This is a genomic window from Nocardia mikamii NBRC 108933 (assembly GCF_001613505.1).
Lineage (GTDB): Bacteria > Actinomycetota > Actinomycetes > Mycobacteriales > Mycobacteriaceae > Nocardia > Nocardia mikamii.
On the sequence record NZ_BDCM01000002.1, the window covers coordinates 173032 to 192885 of the forward strand.

Sequence of the window (19854 nt, forward strand, 5' to 3'; positions counted from 1 at the left end):
ATTCGATTGGGAATGCGGCCAACCCTTTCGACAGCCCCGCGATCAGCCGCCGATGATCTTCGCAGCCAGAATATCCGCGCCCTGCATCGCCTCACCAGCGTTTATGGTCTTGACGCCGAGCTGCGCGAGCGCAGCCGACATTTCATTCGACTGCTGGCTCCAGTTGACCTGGACCTGCTGGAATGCCTCGGCGCCGGCACCTCCGAAGTTTTCACTCATGAACGCCTGGAACTTGCGCTCCATGTCCTCGAGCTCGGAGGTGATGTTCTTGGCGACAGTATGGAGCTCGCCACCGCCGTCGTTGATACCACCGAAGTTATATGAGATCGAACCGAAGTCGGCCATTAGTTCTCCCCTTGTGAATGTACGTATTCAGGATGATCGAGCGGGTCCAGGGTCACATGTTCAGCAGCGAATCCACCTCTTTGAGGTGGTGCAGCTGATCCATCTCGACGTGGCCATACTTCTTGTTGACATCCTGGAGGTTGTCGGCATTCTGCAGGAGACTGTCGTTCATTCGCTTCGCTGCATCCAAGAAGCGTTCGAAGGTCGCCTGCAGGGCATCGCCGGCCCCGCCCTGCAAATGATGCGCCAAGTCCGCTGCGCTGGACCGCGCGGTGTTCACGTGCCCCTCGATAGTGGAGTGCAGCTGGTTCATCTCACTGATGAACGTATCGAGTTTTCCACCATCGAGATTGAATGACTGCGCCATAATAAGCTCCTCTGGTTTCTTCACCGTCGCCTGCTGATGACGGCAGTGGTGGTCCCTACATGAAAGTTGGACGCAGCTCGTACGCTGCCGGTTCCAACCACCTATCCCGATCCGACCGTGCGAGACCAAGCGATCGGCTACTCAAACGGTCATACGTCATGATTGACGGTTTGCCACCTCCCCCTTCGACATCGGACAGCTGCCACTGACCGAGAGTGTCCAATTGGCACCTAGCGTGCCATCCAGCAGACGGGTTGTCCACAATCATTCCGGGCTCCAGGCCGTTTGGATGAGACTTGTCCCCGCCCGCGTGGCCAGTGTGCCGCGGCCCGGTGGCATTTCGCTCGGCCGGATGCCTGCGAGCAAGATGCCCTCCTCACGGTTACCGCTCATGATGAGAGCGGTCGTGCCCACATCCTTCATCCTCGACACCAGCGGCTCGTACAGTGCCCGGGAGGCTCCACCCGACCTCCGGGCGATGATCAGATGGAAGCCGATATCCTTTGCGTGCGCGAGGAACTCGACCAGGATCCCTAGTGGGTTTCCGCTGGAGGTCGATACCAGGTCGTAGTCGTCGACGACGACATAGACCTCGGGACCGGTCCACCATGAACGATCACGCAGTTGCTGCTGGGTCACGTCCGGGCCCGGCATCCGCTTGCGAAGCAGGCCAGCGAGTTCGGCCATCATCTTCTCGAGTATCTCCGAGGAGGGTGCGTAGCCGGCCAGATGATCGGTCTCGATCACACCCAGCAGGGTTCGGCGATAGTCGCCGAGGATCAGCTTCGCCTGGGTGGGTGTGTTCGACTCGAGGATCCCCCTGATCACGCTGCGCAACAGGTTCGTTTTGCCGCATTCGCTGTCACCGAAGATCAAGAAATGCGGCTGCTCGGACATGTTCAGCAGGACCGGCGCAAGCTCGGATTCGTTCAAGCCGATCGGGATTTGCAGGTTCGGATGCCGGGTGTCCACACTTGCGGGCCAGTTGCCGAGACTGCGAAGAATGTCCTCGCGCGTCAGCAATTCAGGCAGCATGCGAACCTGCCGCGCCGGCCGACCTGGCGTCATTCGCGCGATTGCTGCAACGGAATTCGCTACGGCCGTACCGAGATTCTCCGGATTCGAATCTCCGTCCACACGCGGCAAAGCGGTCAGCATGTGCTTTGCGTCCGGGGTCATACCGCGCCCCGGCCGCCCCTGTGGAACCAAGGCAGCGACACGACGGCCCAGATCGGAATCCATCGGGTCACCCAGACGCAGTTCGATGCGGGTGCCGATCTGGTCCTTGAGCGCGGGACGCGCTTCGGCCCAGCGGTTCAGCGCGATCACGACGTGCACACCGTACGAGAGACCCTGCGTGGCAAGGTTCATAATCGGCTGTTCGAGGGGATCGAAGTCCTGACGGATCGATCCGAAGCCGTCGACCACGAGGAAGACATCGCCGAACGGGTCCTCGTGTGCGCCCGTGGCCGCAGGACTGGCCGACGGGTCGGTACCGCGCAGCCTGCGGAAGTCGGCCATCGACTCGATGCCCAGTTGGCGGAAACGCATTTCGCGCTGACGGACGATGGTGGTCATCTCGGAGATGGTGCGGCGGACTTTGTCCACGTCCAGGCGTCCCGCCACAGAACCGACGTGTGGGAGGCCCTCGATCCCGGCCAGCGTGCCACCACCGAAGTCGAGGCAGTAGAACTGCACCTGTTCTGCGGTGTGGGTCAACGCCATACCCATGATCAAGGAACGGAGTGCGGTCGATTTACCGGACTGGGGACCACCGACAATGGCGACATTGCCGCGGGCACCGGACAAGTCGATCACCATGGGGTCGCGCCGCTGATCGTACGGGCGGTCCACTGTTCCTATGGCGGTGCGCAAACTCGCGACGGGACTGTACTCACCGGTGAGTATCGAGCGCGGAATGAGCTGGTCCAGTGTCGGCGCCTCGTCCAACGGTGGCAGCCAGATTGCGTGGGCGGGGCGACCGTGTCCCTGGATACGCGATACCAGCATGCCCAGGTTGGAGATCTTTTCGGCGCTTTCGTCCTGCTGGACTTCCTCGATCATGCTGGGCTCGGGCGGCAGCGGGAGCCGATCGCTGGCTCTGAAAGGCACCTGCCCGGCGATGAAAGGCCTTGCATTGATGTCGATCTCGCCGCCGACAATTCCTGCCTGGGTCACCTCTCGCTGCGATCCGCCACCCACGTAGGGGCCGGAGACGTAGGAAGCCTGGAAACGCTGAATCTCACCGGAGTCGGACTTCAGATATCCCCCACCGGGACTGTTCGGAAGGTTGTAAGCATCGGGAACGCCCAAAACCTGGCGAGACTCGTTGGCCGAGAACGTCTTCAAACCGATGCGATAGGACAGATGTGCTTCCAGTCCTTTGAGCTTTCCTTCCTCCAGGCGCTGCGAGGCCAGCAGCAGATGCACGTGGAGCGAGCGGCCCAGACGGCCGATCATCACGAAGAGTTCGGCGAAATCAGGGTGCTGGCTGAGCAGTTCCGAGAACTCGTCGAGCACGACGAACAACGCCGGTATCGGGTCGAGATCCGCTCCGGCAGCGCGCGCCTTCTCGTATTCGAGGACATTCGCGAAATTGCCCTTGTCGCGCAACTCTTCCTGGCGGCGGTTCATCTCGCCCGCCAGCGCGTCCTTCATACGGTCGACGAGGTCGGCTTCCTCCTCCAGGTTGGTGATGATGGCCGCCACATGCGGAACACCCTCCAAGCCGAGGAAGGTCGCACCACCCTTGAAGTCGACGAGAACCAGGTTCAGTTGGTCCGGCGAATGCGTTGCCAGCATCGACAACACCAGAGTCCGAAGGAATTCCGACTTACCCGAACCGGTCGCACCGATACACAGGCCGTGCGGCCCCATTCCGCCCTCGGCCGCCTCTTTGATATCCAGATAAACCGGCAAGCCGTCGGCGCCTACACCGAACGGCACCCGCAACCGGTCGCGACCGTAACGTGGTTTCCATCCGCTTTCCGGATTGAAGGTCCCGATATCGCCCAGGCCGATCAGCTTGGCCCAGCTATCGATGACCTCTCCATTCTCCTCGATCACGGTATCGCCGCCGCGCTGGACCGCCGCCACCCGGAACGGGGCGAGGCGCCGCGCGACCTGTTCGGCCTGCCGCGCGCTGATGCGGTCGATGAGGGCGAAGCGTTCCATATTGCCGGTGGCGCCGCGGCCGACGCATTCACCGTTCTCGACGACCATCTGGATGCCGCGCGAAACCGCCAGGCGCGGAGCGTAACTGCACAGATCGACGATGGTGACGCCCTCGTAGCCGGATTCCCGCAGCGAGTCCTCTTCCGCCTCGAGCAGGCCACCGTCGACGATGATGACGATGTGGACCAGATTCTGATTGGCGGGCTGGTTACGGGAATAGCGAACCCGGTTGTGCAGCAGAGGGTTCAGGCCGTCGGCCAGTTCGCGGATGGAACCGTAGACCATGCGCTCGGTACCCACGCCGTCCTGGGAGTCCGGATGCTGGGTGTGCGGGAGCCATTTGGTCCACTCCCATTCGGCGGCGGTGTCGGGGCCGCAGACCACCGCGACGAGAACCTGGTCCGGCGCCTGAAACATGCACAGCTGCAACAACATCGCGCGCGTCATATCGCGTGCCTGAGCACGGTCGCCGTTGAGCTGGATGGTGGCGAAACCCTTGACCGCGATGGCGGTGGGCAGGTCGGGGACCGTGGAATGCGTACGCACGAAACGACGCAACGACACGGCGGCGATCGGCTCGAGTTCCTCGACGGGGCCGGTTTCCGGCGAGACCAGACGGGTGGCCAGGCGCTGTCCGCCCAGGCCGATGCGCGCGTGGCAGAAGTCCTTGTCCCCCGGACGACGTTCCCACATGCGGCTGGTGCCGGCCAGCATCCACACCAAACCCGGTTCGGGATGGCTCCATTCGACCGCCGCGCGCTGCTGGGAGGCGGTTTCGTCGACGTCCTTGCGGACCTGGTCCAGGTAGCGCAGATAGTCCTTGCGGTCCTCGTTGGCCTCGGCGGCCTTCTGCCCCTTACCGCCCTGACCGGCGAACATGCCGACCATGGAGAAGACCATCATCATCGGGAACATCATGCTCATCGGGTTGGAGGCGATACCTCCACCACGGGTGAACATGATGGCCATCATTCCGACCATGCCGACGACCATCACGACGGGCATCAGTTTGCCCATGAGACTGCCCGGTATCGCGCGTGGAATCTCCGGCGGCGGTTGCAGTGTCACTTCGCCGCCCGGTGACCTCGGAACCTCCCGGCGCGCACGACGCTGGAACCTGACAGTGCTCATCGACGGAAGATCCCCCTTCGGCGGCTGTACTGCGGACTCAGTGTAGAGGCAGCGGCCGACATGTCGTACAGTTCGACCAGCATTCTGCACGGATCGGCCGCGCGACCGCAAACCGGAGCGCACGCTGAAACACCAGGTAGAGACGGAGTTGGGGGAAGCGTGACGCACGCGCGACTGGACCATATCGAAGAGGATTCGAGCCGCGGAATCGTCCGGGCGCCCGATCTGGCGCGGGTGACCATTCTGGCCAAGCACACGCAGGTCGATATGGCGATTCCGGTCGACGTTCCGGTCGCCCTGGTCATTCCGAGCGTGGTCGACATGGTCGCGCAGCACAGTCGCACCAACGATTTCGACAACAGCGGTGAACAATTCCAGCCCGCCGAATGGGTGCTGGCGCGCATCGGGCAGCCGCCGTTCTCCAATTCGCTCAGCCTGGGCGAACAGGGTGTGCGCGACGGCGAACTGCTCATGCTGGAAAGCGCCGACCACGTCGCGCCCAGTCCGCTGTTCGACGACATCATGTACAACGTCGCGATCGCCGATGCCGACCATTTCCGTAGCTGGTCACCGCGGGTCGCGCGGATCACGGGTTCGATCATCGCGATCCTGACCATGCTCGCCGGATGCACGGGCCTGCTGGCGGCGCCGGATGCGATGGCGGGCTGGATCACCGGGTCCATCGCCGCGGTGCTGACGATTCTGCTGGTGGTGGCCGGCACGGTGATGAGCCGCATGTACGGCGACACCGCCTCCGCGCTGGTGCTCGGCGGCTGCGCGCTGCCGAGTGCGTTCGCCGCGGGCATGTTGATCGTGCCCGACCATTACGGCTGGGCGAATCTGCTGCTCGGTTCGGTACTCGTCGGCGCGACGGCACTGCTGGCCTGGCGCGTCAGCGGTGTCGGTCTGGCTCTGTTCATCGGCGCCGCAACACTTTCCGTGTTCGCCATCCCGGCGGCCTTGGTCGGCCTGCTGACCTCCCAGCCGGTCAAGGCCATCGGCGCGGTCGCCGCCGCGCTCGCGCTCGGCGCACTGTCGCTGGCACCGCGAGTGTCGATGCTGCTCGCGAAATTGCCGCTGCCGCCGGTACCTTCGCCCGGCACGCCGATCGATCCCACCGAGGACGATCCCGACGACCACCGCGCACTGCCGACCATGGATGTGCTGCGCACGAAATCCGAACGCGCCCGGATGTATCTGGCCGGCCTGGTCGGCGCGACCACCCTGGTGACCGTGATCGGCGCGCTGGCCTCGACCGATCCGTCCGCGGACAGCCCCTACTGGCCCGGTATCGCACTGGCTCTGGTCTGCGCGGTGGTGCTGATGTTCCGCAGCCGCACCTACGTCAGCGCGGAACTCGCGGTGGTGCTGCTCGCCGGCGGTGCGGCCATTCTGCTGATCATGACGGTCGGCGCGGCCTTCGTGGTGGAACAGCCGCTCGCGGTGTTCGGCGCAGCCATGGTGATGCTCATCGCCGCGCTGATCCTGGGCACGATCGTGCCGAACCAGTCGGCGACGCCGCCGATGCGACGCGCCGTGGAGCTGCTGGAATACGGCTTCGTGGCCGCCGTCCTGCCGCTGGTGTTCTGGGTAGCCGAGCTGTACACGCTCGTTCGATCGCTCTGAGCCGCTCATGAATCCGAAAATGTTCGGGCGCAGAGTAATTCGGGTCGCAGTGGTCGTCGCGGTGCTGGGTTTGAGCGCCTCGGCGGGAGCGGGTGCCGCGATGGCCGACAAACCGGTGGTGAACCCCGGAGCGCTGCCGTCCGGCGGCAACCCGGTCCCGCCGGACGCGACGGAGCAGCCGGCGAATTCACCCTGCGCCAGCACCAGCACCGGCGGTGAGGGTCCGACCGTGCCGACCGCGCAGCGCAGTCTGGAACTGGACAAGGCATGGCAGTTCTCCAGTGGCGCAGGGCAATTGGTAGCCGTAATCGACACCGGTGTGATGCGCCATCCCCGGTTGCCGGGCATCATCCCGGGCGGCGACTACGTCTCCTCCGGCGACGGCACCGACGACTGTGACGCCCACGGGACCTTCGTGGCGGGCATCATCGCCGCGACTCGTCTTTCGACACAAGGCTTTTCGGGTGTCGCGCCCCAGGCGCAGATCCTGAGCATCCGGCAGACCTCGAGCTACTTCCAGAAGAAGGGCGCCGGACGCGACAAGGGTCCCGACGCCATGCCCGAGGGCTACGGGACCACCCACACCCTGGCGCAGGCGGTGCGCCGGGCGGCCGATATGGGCGCGACGGTCATCAACATGTCCGAGGTGGCGTGCCAGGCCGGGGCGATTCCCGACGACGACCTCGGCGCCGCGGTGCATTACGCCGCCGTCGAGAAGAACGTCGTGGTCGTCACGGCCGCGGGCAACAACGACAAATGCAAGGGAACAAACCCCGTCATCGACCCGCTGGATCCCAGCGCGGATCCGTGGACCAAGGTCGATATGAACGTCTCGCCCGCGCGGTGGGACGATTACGTGCTGTCGGTCGGCTCGATCGACGACAACGGCCAGCCCTCGAAGTTCACCGTGCCGGGCCCGTGGGTCGGTGTCGCGGCGCCCGGCGAGAATCTGACCTCGCTCGACCCGCACTGGGACGATCCGCGCAGCAAGGGGACGGCCGTCGCGAAGGTGGATCAGCAGGGCAAGGCCGAGCCGATCTCCGGAACCAGTTTCGCCTCACCATATGTCGCTGGCGTGGCGGCCCTCGTCCGTGCCCGATTCCCGGAGCTCAGCGCGCTCGACGTCATCAAGCGCATCGAGGCCACCGCCCACGCCCCGGCCGAGGGGTGGAATCCGTATGTCGGATACGGCGCGGTCGACCCGGTGGCCGCGCTGACCGCGCAGGTTCCGAACTCGTTGCCGCCCAAGCGGCCCAGCGCCGCCAAGAGCTGGCAGCTTCCGGTGCCGACCACGCCCCCGGCCCCCGATCACACCTCCCGCAATGTGGCGCTGATCGGAACCGGTGTCATCGCCGTACTCGCCGTGCTCGGATATCTCGCCTCGTTCCCGCTGCGCCACCGCTTCGGCGACCGCGGCGAGTGACATTCACCCCGGCTCGCCGAACCGCCATCGGGTCGCCCCGCCCGGCTCGACCGTCGACAGCGCCGTCGCCGCGCGCACCGCGATGCGGTAGACGTGCCAGGGCGGCGGGCCGGCCGACGGCGCGCTGAAGTCGGCGGTCAGGGCCGCGCCGGAATCATCGACCCGGCACGGCCAGCCCTCGCCGGCCCAGTCGGCGGCCCGCTGCGCCACCGTCGCCGGGTCGGCGACGCGTTCGGCGGTGCCGTTCACGCTGAGGTCGAAGGTGTCCAGGGCGACGCTGAGCGTGCAGCGCGGATCGCGAGAAATGTTGCGGGCCTTGCGTGTTCGCGGACCGGTCTCGAACCAGAAGGCGCCGTCCACCCAGAGTGCGCCCACCGCGGTGACATGTGGGCTGCCGTCCGGATCGATCGTGGCCAGCCAGCAGGTGTGCCGGTCGGGTCCGCCCGTCCCGGGCGCCTGCGGGAATCCGGCGTCCAGACCGGCTACGACGGCGGACCAGTCCAGCGGATCGAGGTCGTACAGTTCGGCGAGGTTGGTCGTCTGCATGGTGTCCATGGTGTTGCGACGAGGCGCGGCCGCCGTATTCATCGCCGGGCGCGCCGTCACATAGTCCGTTATAGGCGATATGCCCTGGTCGTCGGGGACGAATCCGTCCAAGATCGACACGAGCGGCGCGGCGATGACTCAATATTTCTGACAGCGGCGGTCCAGCGGTACGGCCGTCGCGGGTCGTCGCACGAGGGGCAGGAACAGCCATGACAGTCGCCGGCAGGCAACGTCTCACTCCCGATCAGCGCAATTCGTTCATCGCGGCCCAACTGGGCTGGACGATGGACGCCTTCGACTTCTTCCTGGTCGTCTTCGTCTATGCCGATATCGCCGCGTCCTTCGATATGCCGAAATCCGACGTCGCGTTCATCACCACGGCGACGCTGATCATGCGGCCGGTGGGCGCGCTGTTGTTCGGTCTCTGGGCCGACCGGGTGGGGCGGCGCATTCCGCTGATGGTCGACGTCGCGTTCTATTCGGTGATCGGGTTCCTGTGCGCGTTCGCACCGAATTTCACTGTGCTGCTGATACTTCGGCTGCTCTACGGCATCGGCATGGGTGGCGAATGGGGGCTCGGCGCGGCGCTGGCGATGGAGAAGATCCCCGCCGAGCGGCGTGGTTTCTTCTCCGGACTCCTGCAGGAGGGCTACTCGTTCGGCTATCTGCTCGCGTCACTGGCCTCGCTGCTGGTGATGAACTGGCTGGGCCTGTCCTGGCGGTGGCTGTTCGCACTCTCGGTGATTCCGGCCCTGATCATCCTCGTGATCCGGACCCGGGTGGGGGAATCCGAGGCGTGGGAGAGCAGCCGGGAACATATGCGGCGCACCCAGACGTCGTTGCGTGATGTGGTGATGAATCCCGTCGTGATCCGCCGCTTCGCCTATCTCGTACTCCTGATGACCGCGTTCAACTGGATGAGCCACGGCACCCAGGACGTCTACCCGACCTTCCTGTCCGCGATCGACAACGGCGGCGCGGGATTGTCCTCGGCGACCGCGAAATGGATTGCGGTGGTGTACAACATCGGCGCCATCATCGGTGGCCTGGTGTTCGGCAGCCTGTCGCAGAAGTACGGCCGCCGCTACACCATCATCTTCTGCGCACTGCTCGGATTGCCGATCGTGCCGTTGTTCGCCTATTCGACGACCGCGGCCATGCTGTGCCTGGGATCGTTCCTGATGCAGCTGGTGGTGCAGGGCGCCTGGGGTGTCATCCCGGCGCATCTGACCGAACTGTCGCCCGATGCTATTCGCGGCTTCTATCCGGGTGTGACCTACCAGCTGGGTAATCTGCTCGCCTCGCTCAATCTGCCGATCCAGGAGCGGGTGGCCGAGAGCCACGGCTATCCGTTCGCCCTGGCCGTCACTATCGTGCCGGTGCTGATCGCGGTGGCCTTCTTGACCCTGATCGGCAAGGAGGCCAAGGGAATTCGGTTCGGCACGAACGAGAGCGCACTACCCGAAACGCCCGCCCGGCAATAGCCGGGCCGGCTAGTTCTGCGGTTGCTGCGCGGACTGGTCCTGCTTGGAACGCACCAGCTGTTCGGCCGGATTCGGGTCCGGCGCCACGCCGTCGTGGGCCACCATGGCCTCCTGGCGCCCGAGCGTCGGACCGGCGGCGAGCAGGCCGACGATCTGATACGGCGCGAGTTCGGGTTTGGCCTTGTCGGCGTCCATTCCCAGTGCCTTCTGCGCCGCGGCGTCCTTGATGCCGTAGCGCACGCCGGTGTCGGCGATGAAGAACATGCTGTCGCGGCGCTGGCTGTCGGCCTCGATACCCGTGGTCTGGACGAAGAATCCCGAGCCGGGTGTGGAGTAGAAGGCATCGACGTTCGGCCCGGAGCCGTCGGCCTGCGCCAGCGGCGTGGTCTGCGCGCTGTCCGGAATCGGCAGCGAATGTCCGGTCAGCACAGCCAATTCCGCGCGCTTACTGCCGTCGGCCTTGTCGGCCGCACCGGACAGTGGCTTCCAGGACATGCATTCCACCGGCTGATCCTTCGAATCGACGATGGACGGCGCGGACGTCGGATACTGCTGCACCGGAAGGTCGTTCGACGGCGGCGCCTGGGTGCTGTCGTACTGGCTGATCTCGGGATTTTCCGAAGCCGTGGGGTTGGAGTTGCGGATGATGTCGGCGGTCAGCGGCGAGATGGGCTGCAAACCGTCGTGCAGGACCACGTAGTACTGATCCTTGGTGTCGACATGCACCACATCGCCGATGCGGTGATTGCTCAGTGAATAGGCCGGGGTGCCACCGGGATCGACGATTTTCGGCGGCGTGATGGGCAGGACCTCGGGCACCGCGTTCAGCAGACCGGCACTGATCGGACGTGGAGTCATCCCGCGGATCTTCAGCGCCTCGGTCACTTTCGGATCGTTCATGTCGACCCGAGCCCGCTGATTGTCGTAGATCAGATAGGCGGCGTCGCGGCCCTGCACCAGCAGCGCCTTGCCCGAATCCAGCTTGGTCGCCTTGGAACCCAGCGACGGATCACCGGCGAGCACCGTCGTGGTCAGATCGCGGCTGCCGTCGTTCTTCAGCTCGTCGCAGATCGACCATGCGCGCCCTTTGCCGCTGCTGTCGAAGTTCAGCGAGGACGGGGCGCCCGGAATGCCGATCAGCGCTCCACGCGGCTTCTTCGCCAGCTCGGATTCCTTGATGGACACCGCTTTTGCCGGTTCGCCGACCGCGAGCCGCGCCGACGCCAGATTCAACGACGGGTGCACGACACCGTCGATGACGGCGTAGACCGCGCCGGAATCCTTACCCAGCAGGATCTTGTTGTCGCCGATCGACCCCTGCGGCCGCAGCAGCGCGAGCACACCGCAGCCGGCCAGCGCGACGACACCCAAAACCAGTCCCGCGGCATAGGCGCGCGACTGCGAGCGCATCGGATCGTGCAGCATCCGCACATCCCGGCGTACCAGGGCGTGCTCCATCCGCCTGACCAGGAAGCGATAGCCGCTCACCTGCCAGCGCGTAGTGGGCTTTGAAGGCATGAGTCCTCCCCCGAACAGTGCTCGCGTTCGCCCAACACAGTACAGTTCAGCAGGACGGAAGTTCAGCTCGGCCATCGAAGAATCGGCCGACACCGGGTACTTGGGGGACGACGATGGCCGAATCCAGCGGCACCAACAGCCGCCCGCTCCTCGGACGGATCTCGCTGCCGAATCTGCTGGCCGCACAGTTACTGGGGCTGGTCGTCGGGCTCGTCGTGTTCGCGGTCGGCGTACCCGGCTGGTACGCACTGGGTGCGGCGGTGATGGCCGGGCTGGTGCTGCTCGTCCCGATCGGCAAGCGCACCATCGCCTCGTGGATCGCCACGGTGTGGCGCTACGTCACCCGCCAGGACTACGACCTCGGCGATACCGTCGATTTCCGTGGCCCGGACGGTCGTTCGCTCGGTCTGTACTGGGAGGGCAGTCGCGTCGTCGCCGTCGTCGAGGTGCTGCCACCCAAGGGCGGTCTGACCCGGATCGACCGCAACACCGTGCACGCCTCACACCTGCTGCCGCTGCCCGAACTGGCACAGTGCCTGAGCCAGCACGACATCCTGCTGTCCGGTATCGACATCATCAGCCACGGACACCGCAGCCGCTCCGGCACGCCCGCAGGGCCGATCTACGAATCGCTGCTCGGTCCACTGCCCGCGACCGCTCACCGAACCGTATGGCTCGCAATCAGTTTCGACGCACTGGCCTGTCCGGAGGCCGCGGCGCGGCGCGGCGGTGGCACCGAGGGCGCGGGCCGGGCGGTCACCATCGCGACCCAGCGCATCGTGCGCGCGCTCGAGGACGCCGACTGCGCGTCCCGCGTGCTCACCGCGCCCGAGATCCGCAAGGCCGTCTGGCAGATCAGCGCCGGAGTCGACCCGCGGGCGCTCACCCATCGCTGGCGCTACGCGGAACTGGGCAACAGCGTGAACATCGGCGCGGCGGTCGATCCCAAGCAACTGGGCTCGGATCTGCTGGCACAGCTGTGGGTCGCGCCGTCGCGGGGCACCACGGTCGCGGTCCGGCTGCGGCCGGGAAGTTCGCCCGAGACGGTGAACATCGGCGCGGCCTGGCGATTGACCGCCAGGGAGCTGCCGGAGAAGACCAAGCGCAAGGGCATGGTGTCGCTGAGCGGCCGGCATCGCCAGAGCCTGCTCGCCCACCTGCCGATCGCCATCCCGGGCGTGGACGACACCGTACCGATGAGCGAGTACCCGATCGACGTCGTCGGCGTCCTGCATCTGCCCTCGTCGGGCTGCGGCCAGCTGATCGGCTCCGACGAGGACGGGAATGGCGTTGCCGTTCGCCTTGTCGGACAAGGCATTTCGACCGTCTACGTAGCGGGCGAGCTGTATCTCGCGCAGCAGCTGGTGTTCCGCGCACTGGCCGTCGGCGAGCGCATCCTCATCCGTACCGATCGCCCGCACGCGTGGGAGCAGCTGGTCACCACGATCGGCAATCCCGAGCGCCTCACCATCGCGGTGGAAACCCATCAGAGCGATGCCGGATTCACCGCGGCCGTGGTCGACGGTGTGCTCGCGCCCGCACCGCACGCCGGCGTGACCACGATCTACGTCACCGGCGATCCGATGGACTGGCCGGCCACCAACCCGGATCTGTCCATCCATCAGCCGGGCGCGATCGGCAACCACGTGGTGATGCGAACCGGAACCACCCAGGTCGATCTGACGCTGGTCTCGATTCCCCGGGAAACGACCTATATCGGCAGTCCGCGGGGCCGGCGCCCGATGCCGCAGCAGGATCCCCGGCAGCGAATGACGCAGGCGCACAACTAGTTTCGACGGACTCCTCGGTCGGCACACAGACCGACGACGCCCCCGGAACCGGCTCAGCCCGGATACGGGTCGGTTCTGCGCGCCGTGCGCAGATGGCGTGCCCACCACGCCCATTGCCGCAGGAGCCGCTGTGCGGCGTCGACGGCGGCGCCGTCGGCGGTGTTGCCGTCCGCGTCGAATTTGCGTCTGGCCTCGTGGAAACTCACGCTCTCGCGCAGCGAGACCATGTGGATCTCCGCGACGACCTGGCGCAACTGCTCGATCGCCCGCAGGCCGCCCGACAGTCCGCCGTAACCGACGAATCCGATGGGTTTGGCCCGCCATTCGCGTTTGGCGCTGTCGAGCGCCGTCTTCAGCGAGGCGGGGTAACCGTGGTTGTACTCGGAGGTCACCGCGATGAATCCGTCCGCGGCGCCGATCCGCTCCCGAAAGGCCTCCACCTGCGGCGTCGTCGTCAGGTCGGTGGGCAGGGGGGTGTCTGCCAGATCGATGACCCCGACGTCGAGGCCCGCATCGGCGCGGGCCGTGCGGAGGAACCAGTCCGCCACCACGGGCGCGAACCGCTCGGGCCGCACACTGGCGACGATGACCTCCAACCGCAGCGGATCGTCCATGGCGCCAGCCTAGTCGGCACCCTCTCGCCGCACCGACGGCCTGCTCGCCGAACGTGCCGGCGGCACCGATACCCTGTGGCCCGGGTGAAAAATCTTCGAGCGCCATATCGGACGGCTGTGGCCGACCGGGCACCGCGGATCGATCAGAAGGGGGCGAAACTCGTGATTCTCGGACATTGGTTGCTGATCGAAACACTGGATGTTCCGCCCACCTGGTCGGTGCTCGCCGTCGATACCGCACCGCGGCGCTGGAAGTCGTTGGCCCGCACCGTGCCCTCCCGGTTGATGCCGATCCTCACCGCCGCCGCCGCGAGCGGTGAGACCGTCGAGCGGCAGCTGCCGAAATCCCGTCACGCCTGGTCCGGGCACCGCGCCCGGGCGATCGCACTGACCGGGCCCGACGACCGGGTCCACGCGGTGCAGATGTGGGTGGGTCCGGGCGATCCACCCGCGCCGCCGCCGGTCGCCACGCATCTGCTCGACGCCCGCACCCGGCGCACGGAAGTGCGATCCGCGGGTCTGGGCCCGGCATTCGACCGCAAGCGCAGCGTCTGGATCGGGGCCGAATCGTTCGAACATGTGGAGCGTTTCGACGATGCCCTGGACCTGGCCGCGATCGTGGCACGCGCCACCCCCGGATCGCGCTGGTGCGGCGACATCTGCGTGCGCACGCCGGATGGGCTGCGCACGTTGATGATGGCGACGCGCAACTCCGCCGCCGATCCCCACCTGTGGCGCGGCATTCTGGCCGATGTCACCGAAAGCGTTCCGCCCCAGCCCAAGTCGTTCGAGGCGGCGACGGTCGAAACGCTGGTCGGCCGCAATCCGGGAATGTATCTGGCGGTGGTCGACACCGAGCGGGTCAGGGTGATCCGGTGGATCAGCCCGCCGGTGCCGGGACTGGACTGGTCCGGCGGCACCGACGAACGTACGCTGCCGCATCCCGGCGACCGGGAGCGAATCATCGCGGCGCGCACGGCGATCCGGGCCGGCGCGCCGTCGTGGACGCTGCCGAACCTGCGGCTGGCGGATACGACCGGGGGGTGGATCACCGTGAACGTGGAGGTCTCACCGCTCCCTCACGGCCCGGACGGAACCGGCACTCCACATTTCGCGCTCGCCCGGATCGATCTGCGCGAGCCCGGTACTCCATAGCGTTCGATGCGGTGCGCCCGGTCCGGCCCGTCAGGGCAGTTCGAACGGCAGCGCCACCCCGGCGTGCACCGTGCAGTGTTCGCAGGTCTGCGTACCCTCCACACCGGCGACCGCGCGGCGCACCAGGGTCTTGAACGGCACCAGGTTGCGCTCGAATTCGGCGAAGACGGCGGCCGCGCTGACGCCTTCCCCGGTCTCCAGGCCCGCATCGAGGTCGGTCACCAAAGCGATAGCGGCATAGCACATTTCGAGTTCGCGAGCGAGTACCGCCTCCGGATATCCGGTCATGTTGACCAGTTCCCACCCCTGCCCGGCGAACCAGCGGCTCTCGGCCCGGGTGGAGAAGCGCGGGCCCTGCACCACGACCATCGTGGCGGCCGATCGCATCGGCAGTTCGGGCACCGCCGCCCGCGTCGCGATCGAGCGCAGGTCGTCACAGTACGGATCGGCGAAGGAGACGTGGATGCCGCCGTTGTCGAAGTAGGTCTGCGCACGGCCGGAGGTCCGATCCACCAGCTGGTCGGGAACGGCCACGGTGCCCGGCCCCCAGTCCGCCCGCAGGCTGCCCACCGCACACGGCGCGAAGATCCGCCGCACGCCGATCGACCGCAGCGCCCACATATTGGCCTGATACGGCACCGTATGCGGGGAATACTCGTGCTTGCGCCCGTGCCGCGGCAGGAAGGCGACCTGGCGGCCCTCGACTTCTCCGACCGTGATCGGCGCGCTCGGCACACCGTAGGGCGTCTCGACCTCGAGGGTGGTCGCGTCGTCGCCGAAGAAATCGTAGAAGCCGCTACCGCCGATGATGGCCAGCGCGGGGCGGGGATCCGAACTCATGCCCGCAATTCTCGCGTACGCCGCGACGGCGGCTCCCGCCGCCTCACCCCGCACCGGCTACCCTGACAGTACCCCTCGAATAATGTACCCTAGGGGGGTATGAACCACCAGGGCGGGAGCGAGGAACAGCCGGTGAGCGAGGATCAGATCAACACGGATCGGACGGCCGAGGCGGCCGCGCAGCCCGGGCACGACCACGCCACCCACGGCTACATCACCGCCAAGGACGACTACCTCAAGCGGCTGCGCCGGATCGAAGGGCAGGCGCGCGGCCTGCAGCGCATGGTCGAAGAGGAGAAGTACTGCATCGACATCCTTACCCAGGTCTCGGCCATGACCAAAGCCCTGCAGGCGGTGGCCATGGGCCTGCTGGAGGACCACATCAGCCACTGTGTGGTCGATGCCGCGGTCCAGGGCGGCCCCGAGGCCGACGCCAAGATCAAGGAGGCCACCGACGCCATCGCGCGGTTGGTCCGCTCCTGAGCGTCGGCGGGATTCGCCCACGACCGCCGCTGACCTCGGCCGCGGCGGTCGCGAGGGAGGCGATCAGACTCGCGCGGCGAGCGCCGGAGCCAGCGCGCGCAGCACCCCGATGTGGTCCTCGTCGGTGACCTGGATGGCGACCTGATCGGCGCCCGCCTTCAGGTGTTCGACCAGCGCGTCGGCGATCTGATCGGCCGAGCCGTGCAGCGCGAGCGCGTCGATCAGCCGGTCACTGCCGGGCGGCGTCAGGTCCTCGTCGCCGAAGCCGAGCCGGCGCAGATTCGCCACGTAATTGCGCAGGTTCAGGTAGAACTCCGTCCGCGGGCGGGCGGTCAGGCGCGCCTGGACGGGGTCGGTGCTGAACGAGATCTTGTGTTCGGGCACGAGCAGCGCATCCGGCCCCAGGATTTCGCGAGCCTGCCGGGTGTGTTCGGCGGTCACGAGGTACGGCAGCGCTCCCGCGGTGCGGTCGGCGGCCAGCTTCAGCACCCGCGGTCCGAGTGCCGCGAGCGCGAGCTGCTGTTTCGGGACACCGTTGGCATCGAGGACGTCGACATAGTCGACGAGCGCGTCGTACGGCTTGCGGAAATCCGAATCCTGCTCGGGATGCCCGGCGCCGAAGCCGAGGATGAAACGGCCCGGGAAGCGCCGGTCGATGCGGTGGAACGACTCGGCCACCTGTTCGGCGGGCGCGGACCAGATGTTGACGATGCTGGTGCCGACCGTCAGCGTCTCGGTCTCCTCGAGCAGCGGCTCCACGGCCGGTAGATCCGCCGGGGGCGAGCCGCCCAGCCACAACGTGCTGTAACCGAGACTCTCCAGCTCACGAGCCTGCCCCGGTTCGAAGCCGGCGTAGTACCGCCAGACGCCGAATTTGCCGATATTCACGGTTCGCGCACCTTCTGTCATAGTCGTTGCGAACTCCGTTGCGCGGGCGACTATTCCGCCCGGCGCCGGAAAATTTCCCGCTTCCCAATCTGGCACTCACATGAAGAGAGTGCTAAATTTGGCATCGAACAGCTTCCGGCGCTCGCCGCCGAGGCGGGCGTCATCACTGGATATGGAGGTGATTCCTGTGCTGAGGTTCGACCCGTTCCACGACATCGACACCGTTGCCCGGCAGCTCCTGGGGGACGCCGCCGGAACCACACGCGCGCCGCGTTTCATGCCGATGGATCTGTTCAAGGCCGGTGACCACTACGTCCTCAATGCCGACCTCCCGGGTGTCGATCCCGGTTCGGTCGACGTGAGCGTGGACAACGGCACCCTGACACTGAAGGCGCAGCGCAGCCTGCCCGGTGACGAGCACGTGCAATGGATCGCGTCGGAACGATTCGCGGGAACGTACATGCGCCAGCTGTCGCTCGGCGACGGCATCGATACCGACCACATCAGCGCCACCTACAACGACGGCGTGCTGTCGGTGACCCTGCCGATCGCCGAGAAGGCCAAGCCGCGGCGCATCGAGATCGGCGGCATGGGCCGCGGCCCGAAGACCATCGAGGCCGGCCACTCCGAGAGCAGCTGACCGGCCGCGACCGGTATGTGCCCGCGCCCATCGGCGACAGACACAGATGAGTGCGCAAGCCGCACAACACCATTCACCGGTGCAAGGTGGCCGCAAGCGCGGGCGGAACCGAGGTTCGTCGCAGCGCGAAGGAGGTGAGAAACGCACAACCCTCGAATAGCGACTCGTACGGCCCCGCGGACGCCGCGGGGCCGTCGGCCGTCGGCCGTCGGCCGTCGGGGGCAGGTAGCGACTGTCAGCTTCCGCAGCAACCGTCCGGATCGGGAATCGTGCGCATCTCCCGGGTTTCGGCGTTGCGGGCGGCGAGGTCGGCATCCGCCGGGTAGTCGACGGCGATCAGACTCAATCCGTGGGCCGGCGCCACGGTGACGGAGCTGGATCGTTCCCGTTCCGCGAGAAGGCTTTCCACCCACTCGGAAGTACGGCGCCCCTCCCCCACCGCGAGCACCGCGCCCACCAAGCTGCGGACCATGGACCAGCAGAAGGCGTCGGCGCTGACAAGGGCGGTGAGCATCCGCGCGGGGCGGTCCACGGACGGTTCCGGGGCTCCGCCGGACGCATCGCCCCGATTCGCCGAGTCGGCGGCGAGCGCAGCGGCGACAGGCGTCGTCACCCAATCGAAGCGCTGCAATTCGCGGACCGTCGTCGCACCTTCGCGCCGACGGCAGAATGCGGCGAAATCGTGCAGCCCCAACAGCTTTCGCGATGCCTCACGCATGGCGTCGAGATCGACGCCGGGGCGGCAGGCCACCACACTTCGGGCCAGCAGCGGCGGCGCCCCGTAGGGCGCGGTAGTGAGCCGATACGCGTAGTGGCGGCGGATCGCGGAGAAGCGGGCGTCGAATTCCGTTGGCGCGGTGCGGATTCCGGTGACCCGGACATCCTTCGGCAGGAAGCGCGCCAGCCGGTGCAGCAGCTTGTCGTAATCGGGCAGCGCGGTCGTGTCGAAATGCGCGACCTGCCCCTCGGCATGGACTCCGGCGTCGGTCCGGCCTGCCACCGTCAGCTGAATCGGTTCGCGCAGCACCTTGCTCAGCGACTCCTCGAGCACCCCCTGCACGGTCCGCAGGCCGGGCTGGCGGGCCCAGCCGGTGAAATCGGTGCCGTCGTAGGCGATATCGAGCCGTACTCGAACCGCAACCGGGGTTGCCGCCGGATCCTGTATGGTCACAGCCATTTCCTGGTTAACATGAGCGAAGCCCGCCGACCCGGAGGGGACGGCGGGCTCACTCGTGAATTCCCGACGCAGATCGAGAGGTCCCCGCGCGTGGCGGGGACCAACTCATTCCGCCTTGTCCTCGGCGGGAGCCTCGGTGGACTCCGCCTCGGCAGCCTCGTCGGCCTTCGCCTCGGCAGCTTCCTCGGCCTTCGCCTCGGTGGCCTCGTCGGCCTTGTCCTCGGCGACCTCGGTCTTGGCCTGCTGGGCGGCGACCCGGCGAGCGCGATCGGCCTCGTTGGTCACGGTCTTCTCCCGGACCAGCTCGATGATCGCCATCGGCGCGTTGTCACCCTTGCGGGGAACGGTCTTGATGATGCGGGTGTAGCCACCCTCGCGGCCCTCGAACGACGGTCCGATGTTCGCGAAGAGCTCGTGCAGGACATCCTTGTTGCGGATGACCTTGAGCACCTCGCGGCGATCGGCCAGCGTACCGGCCTTGGCCTTGGTGACCAGCTTCTCGGCGTAGGGGCGCAGCGCCTTGGCCTTGGCCTCGGTGGTCGTGATCCGACCGTGCTCGAAGAGCGCCGTGGCCAGATTGGCGAAGATCGCCTTCTGGTGCGACGCCGACCCGCCGAAGCGAGCACCCTTCTTGGGCTTGGGCATGGGTTGTT

General features: G+C 66.7%; 17 protein-coding genes. 7 read left to right on the forward strand and 10 right to left on the reverse strand.

The features are described 5' to 3' along the window. Nucleotides 1-42: 42 nt before the first annotated feature. From NMI01S_RS01355 to eccCa, 3 genes are all read right to left on the reverse strand, one after another. Nucleotides 43-345 (reverse strand): WXG100 family type VII secretion target, encoded by a 303-nt coding sequence (locus NMI01S_RS01355; RefSeq protein WP_062994205.1) that lies wholly within the window; start codon nucleotides 343-345, stop codon nucleotides 43-45. A gap of 52 nt (nucleotides 346-397) precedes the next feature. Beyond that, entirely contained in the window at nucleotides 398-712 is a 315-nt protein-coding gene (locus NMI01S_RS01360; protein ID WP_062994206.1) for a WXG100 family type VII secretion target, read from the reverse strand. Between the two features lie 264 nt (nucleotides 713-976). Next, nucleotides 977-5017 carry a type VII secretion protein EccCa gene (eccCa, locus tag NMI01S_RS01365; protein ID WP_062994207.1) on the reverse strand — a complete coding sequence of 1347 codons (4041 nt, stop codon included), beginning with the start codon at nucleotides 5015-5017 and terminating at the stop codon, nucleotides 977-979. Nucleotides 5018-5176: 159 nt separating this feature from the next. Between eccCa and eccD the strand changes: the two genes are divergently transcribed. Both eccD and mycP read left to right on the forward strand, forming a co-directional pair. After that, entirely contained in the window at nucleotides 5177-6643 is a 1467-nt protein-coding gene (gene eccD / locus NMI01S_RS01370; RefSeq protein WP_062994208.1) for a type VII secretion integral membrane protein EccD, read from the forward strand. 7 nt (nucleotides 6644-6650) lie between these two features. Next, a complete protein-coding gene (gene mycP, locus NMI01S_RS01375) occupies nucleotides 6651-8066 on the forward strand; it encodes a type VII secretion-associated serine protease mycosin (protein ID WP_245716658.1) in 1416 nt (471 codons plus the stop codon). Between the two features lie 3 nt (nucleotides 8067-8069). On the opposite strand, the gene NMI01S_RS01380 is transcribed toward mycP, so the two are convergent. After that, a complete protein-coding gene (locus NMI01S_RS01380; RefSeq protein WP_245716659.1) occupies nucleotides 8070-8672 on the reverse strand; it encodes a pyridoxamine 5'-phosphate oxidase family protein in 603 nt (200 codons plus the stop codon). Between the two features lie 149 nt (nucleotides 8673-8821). Between NMI01S_RS01380 and NMI01S_RS01385 the strand changes: the two genes are divergently transcribed. After that, on the forward strand, nucleotides 8822-10096 hold the full coding sequence (locus NMI01S_RS01385) for an MFS transporter (protein ID WP_062994209.1): 1275 nt from the start codon (nucleotides 8822-8824) through the stop codon (nucleotides 10094-10096). Nucleotides 10097-10105: 9 nt separating this feature from the next. Here the strand turns inward: NMI01S_RS01385 and eccB are convergent, their stop codons facing one another. Next, nucleotides 10106-11689, reverse strand: a complete 1584-nt coding sequence (eccB, locus tag NMI01S_RS01390; RefSeq protein WP_369689894.1) for a type VII secretion protein EccB — start codon at nucleotides 11687-11689, stop codon at nucleotides 10106-10108. A 38-nt stretch (nucleotides 11690-11727) separates the two neighbouring features. Here eccB and eccE point away from each other — a divergent pair, with 38 nt between their 5' ends. Next, entirely contained in the window at nucleotides 11728-13404 is a 1677-nt protein-coding gene (eccE, locus tag NMI01S_RS01395) for a type VII secretion protein EccE (protein WP_062994211.1), read from the forward strand. 53 nt (nucleotides 13405-13457) lie between these two features. Here the strand turns inward: eccE and NMI01S_RS01400 are convergent, their stop codons facing one another. Beyond that, nucleotides 13458-14018 carry an NADPH-dependent FMN reductase gene (locus tag NMI01S_RS01400; RefSeq protein WP_062994212.1) on the reverse strand — a complete coding sequence of 187 codons (561 nt, stop codon included), beginning with the start codon at nucleotides 14016-14018 and terminating at the stop codon, nucleotides 13458-13460. Between the two features lie 117 nt (nucleotides 14019-14135). On the opposite strand from NMI01S_RS01400, the gene NMI01S_RS01405 reads away from it, so the two are divergent. Further along, on the forward strand, nucleotides 14136-15173 hold the full coding sequence (locus NMI01S_RS01405) for a GAF domain-containing protein (RefSeq protein ID WP_245716660.1): 1038 nt from the start codon (nucleotides 14136-14138) through the stop codon (nucleotides 15171-15173). Nucleotides 15174-15203: 30 nt separating this feature from the next. Here the strand turns inward: NMI01S_RS01405 and NMI01S_RS01410 are convergent, their stop codons facing one another. Beyond that, on the reverse strand, nucleotides 15204-16013 hold the full coding sequence (locus NMI01S_RS01410) for an S-methyl-5'-thioadenosine phosphorylase (RefSeq protein ID WP_062994267.1): 810 nt from the start codon (nucleotides 16011-16013) through the stop codon (nucleotides 15204-15206). A 132-nt stretch (nucleotides 16014-16145) separates the two neighbouring features. On the opposite strand from NMI01S_RS01410, the gene NMI01S_RS01415 reads away from it, so the two are divergent. Further along, nucleotides 16146-16496, forward strand: coding sequence for a metal-sensitive transcriptional regulator (locus NMI01S_RS01415; protein WP_439956216.1), 351 nt, complete (start codon nucleotides 16146-16148; stop codon nucleotides 16494-16496). A 63-nt stretch (nucleotides 16497-16559) separates the two neighbouring features. Here the strand turns inward: NMI01S_RS01415 and NMI01S_RS01420 are convergent, their stop codons facing one another. Beyond that, complete coding sequence (locus NMI01S_RS01420; protein WP_062994213.1) at nucleotides 16560-17405, reverse strand: LLM class F420-dependent oxidoreductase; 846 nt, start codon at nucleotides 17403-17405, stop codon at nucleotides 16560-16562. Between the two features lie 166 nt (nucleotides 17406-17571). On the opposite strand from NMI01S_RS01420, the gene NMI01S_RS01425 reads away from it, so the two are divergent. Then, complete coding sequence (locus tag NMI01S_RS01425; protein WP_062994269.1) at nucleotides 17572-18024, forward strand: Hsp20/alpha crystallin family protein; 453 nt, start codon at nucleotides 17572-17574, stop codon at nucleotides 18022-18024. Between the two features lie 235 nt (nucleotides 18025-18259). On the opposite strand, the gene NMI01S_RS01430 is transcribed toward NMI01S_RS01425, so the two are convergent. Both NMI01S_RS01430 and rplQ read right to left on the reverse strand, forming a co-directional pair. Beyond that, nucleotides 18260-19201 carry a tRNA pseudouridine synthase A gene (locus NMI01S_RS01430; RefSeq protein ID WP_062994214.1) on the reverse strand — a complete coding sequence of 314 codons (942 nt, stop codon included), beginning with the start codon at nucleotides 19199-19201 and terminating at the stop codon, nucleotides 18260-18262. Nucleotides 19202-19306: 105 nt separating this feature from the next. Beyond that, complete coding sequence (gene rplQ, locus NMI01S_RS01435) at nucleotides 19307-19846, reverse strand: 50S ribosomal protein L17 (protein WP_062994215.1); 540 nt, start codon at nucleotides 19844-19846, stop codon at nucleotides 19307-19309. Between the last annotated feature and the right edge of the window lie 8 nt (nucleotides 19847-19854).